Below are 2,802 nucleotides of genomic sequence, written 5' to 3' on the forward strand. Positions count from 1 at the left end.
CTCCCTCACTTCCAACCAATATCTGCCGAATACACTCAGTTTCATTGTGGGAGCGAGCCTGCTCGCGAGGGCGGCCTGGCAGCCAACCCATCTCTCTCTGAAACCACTCGATCCCTGTGGGAGCTGGCTTGCCAGCGATAGCGCCCTCACATCCAAGCAATATCTACCGAATACACTCAGTTTCATTGTGGGAGCGAGCCTGCTCGCGAAGAGGCCGATACATTCAACAGATGCATTGAATCATCAGACGCTTTCGCGAGCAGGCTCGCTCACACTTCAAGTCGGCTGAGCCTCAGCCCCGTGGCAAGCGGACAATGGCAGTCAGCCCGCCACCCGGTGTTTCTTCTAGATTCAACCGCCCACCCAATCGCTGCGCGGCTTCGCGGGCGATGGTCATGCCCAGTCCTACGCCGCCGGAGTTGCGGTTACGCGAGCCTTCCAGTCGGTAGAACGGTTCAAACACGGCTTCACGCTGGTCCTCAGCAATCCCCGGCCCGTGATCAATCACCCGAATCAGCAGTTCTTCGCGCTGTTCCAGCAGTTCAATCCTTGCCTGTCCTGCGTAACGCAGGGCGTTGTCCAGCAGGTTGTTGATGCACGAACGCAGCGCCATCGGTTGTACTGGCAAAGGCGCGCAGTGGCCGCTGACCTGTACATCGGCGCCCTGGTCCTGGGCGTTTTCGCACAGCGATTCGACCAGCGCCTGCACGTCCAGCAACTGCAAGGCTTCGCTTGTGCGTTGTTCGTGCAGATAGGTGAGGGTGGCGTCGAGCATGCCGATCATGTCGTCCAGGTCCTGGCGCATCTGGCTTTGCAGCTTGTCGTCGCTGATGTTTTCCAGGCGCAGTTTCAGCCGTGACAGTGGCGTGCGCAGGTCGTGGGAGACGGCGCCGAGCATGCGCGCGCGTTGCTGGACCTGTTCGCGGATGCGCCGTTGCATGAGGTTGAAGGTGTGCGCCGCTTGCCGGGCTTCGCGCGGGCCGGATTCGTCGAGGGGGTCGCTGTCGAGGTCTTCGCTCAGGCGCTCGGCGGCGTCGCTCAGGCGTTGGATCGGCCGGCTGAGCAGCTTGGCGCCGTACCAGGCGGCAATCATCAGGGTGATGAACTGGAAGGTCAGCGGCACCACCGGCCCACCGAACCAGGGGCGTGTTTGCCTCGGTGGGTAAGCAGCGGCGTGCATGGGCGGTTGGCCGTCGATGTTCGTTGAGAACTCTGGCGGTGGTGGGGGCGGAGGAGGGCCGTAGAGCCTGAACCAGGCGAAGGCCAGCAGGTGCGCCAGGACAATCGCCACAAACAGCACCCCGAACAGGCGACCGAACAGGGTGTCGAAGCGCGCCTTCATCAACCGATGTCCCGCGCGTCGAACAGGTAACCCTCGCCGCGCACGGTCTTGATCAGTTGCGGGGCTTTCGGGTCGTCGCCGAGTTTCTGTCGCAGGCGCGAGACCAGCAGGTCGATGCTGCGGTCGAAAGCCTCGATCGAGCGACCACGAGCGGCGTCGAGCAGTTGTTCGCGGCTGAGCACGCGGCGCGGGCGTTCGATGAAGACCCAGAGCAGGCGGAATTCGGCGTTGGACAACGGCACTACCAGGCCGTTGTCGGCGACCACTTGGCGCAGGACGCTGTTCAGGCGCCAGTTGTCGAAGCGAATGTTCGCGCGCTGTTCGCTGCGGTCGTCGCGCACGCGGCGCAGGATGGTCTGGATGCGGGCGACCAGTTCGCGTGGTTCGAACGGTTTGGCCATGTAATCGTCGGCGCCCAGTTCCAGGCCGATGATGCGGTCGGTGGGTTCGCAGCGGGCGGTGAGCATCAGGATCGGGATGTGAGATTCGGCGCGCAGCCAGCGGCACAGCGACAGACCGTCTTCGCCGGGCAGCATCAGGTCGAGGACGATGACGTCGAAATGTTCGCCCTGCAGCGCCTGGCGCATCGCCGCGCCGTCGGTGACGCCGCTGGCGTGAATGTTGAAACGAGCGAGGTAATCGATCATCAGCTCGCGGATCGGCACGTCATCGTCGACGATCAGCGCGCGGATGCTCCAGCGCTTGTCGTCTTTGCTTTCATCCGTCACGGTTGTCGGGGTGCTGTGCATGGGGCTGTTCACTACCAGGGGTGGTTTCAGCATAGGCGTCCGGCCGAGAGGCGGGAAGTGCTGTTGTAAGGACGTGTTGCGCCGGGCGAGGCTAACCCGGGTGCGTGTTGCCGGCGTGTCGGCTGTGTATCGGAGTCGACACAATAGCCGTGCGGGCTAAGCTGATAACCGCCAGCGCGACGATTTACCGATCATCGGGTGCCGCGCCGCCGCCGGTTCCGCTACAATGCGCGCCGTTTTCGACCAGCCTGAGAGCCCATCCATGTCCGCCTGCCAGACTCCTATCATCGTCGCCCTGGATTTCCCCACCCGTGACGCCGCACTGAAGCTGGCCGACCAGTTGGACCCGAAACTTTGCCGGGTCAAAGTGGGCAAGGAACTGTTCACCAGTTGCGCGGCGGAAATCGTCGGCACCCTGCGTGACAAGGGTTTTGAAGTGTTTCTGGACCTGAAATTCCACGACATCCCCAACACCACCGCGATGGCCGTGAAAGCCGCTGCCGAGATGGGCGTGTGGATGGTCAACGTGCACTGCTCCGGTGGCCTGCGCATGATGGCTGCCTGCCGCGAGGAGCTGGACAAGCGCAGTGGTCCGCAACCGTTGCTGATCGGCGTGACCGTGCTGACCAGTATGGAGCGCGAGGATCTGGCCGGTATCGGTCTGGATATCGAGCCGCAGGAACAAGTGCTGCGTCTGGCGGCGCTGGCCGA

At 63.1% G+C, this 2,802-nt stretch carries 3 protein-coding genes; 1 reads left to right on the forward strand and 2 read right to left on the reverse strand.

Going from position 1 to position 2,802, the window contains the following annotated elements; all coding sequences use genetic code 11:
- Positions 1 to 292: 292 nt before the first annotated feature.
- Positions 293 to 1,342 (reverse strand): ATP-binding protein, encoded by a 1,050-nt coding sequence (locus OQK_RS18330; RefSeq protein ID WP_016773660.1) that lies wholly within the window; start codon positions 1,340 to 1,342, stop codon positions 293 to 295.
- On the reverse strand, positions 1,342 to 2,091 hold the full coding sequence (locus OQK_RS18335; RefSeq protein WP_016773661.1) for a response regulator: 750 nt from the start codon (positions 2,089 to 2,091) through the stop codon (positions 1,342 to 1,344). The genes OQK_RS18330 and OQK_RS18335 overlap by 1 nt, the downstream gene beginning before the upstream one ends.
- A gap of 262 nt (positions 2,092 to 2,353) precedes the next feature.
- Here OQK_RS18335 and pyrF point away from each other — a divergent pair.
- Positions 2,354 to 2,802: orotidine-5'-phosphate decarboxylase (gene pyrF, locus OQK_RS18340; RefSeq protein WP_038861065.1), on the forward strand; the 449-nt coding region annotated here is incomplete at its 3' end.

It is taken from the genome of Pseudomonas sp. R62 (assembly GCF_000257605.1).
Lineage (GTDB): Bacteria > Pseudomonadota > Gammaproteobacteria > Pseudomonadales > Pseudomonadaceae > Aquipseudomonas > Aquipseudomonas atacamensis.

Bases quoted from the DNA above. Each gene is read 5' to 3' on its own strand.
- OQK_RS18330 (WP_016773660.1), bottom strand. From the start codon at position 1,342: ATGAAGGCGCGCTTCGACACCCTGTTCGGTCGCCTGTTCGGGGTGCTG.
- OQK_RS18335 (WP_016773661.1), bottom strand. From the start codon at position 2,091: ATGCACAGCACCCCGACAACCGTGACGGATGAAAGCAAAGACGACAAG.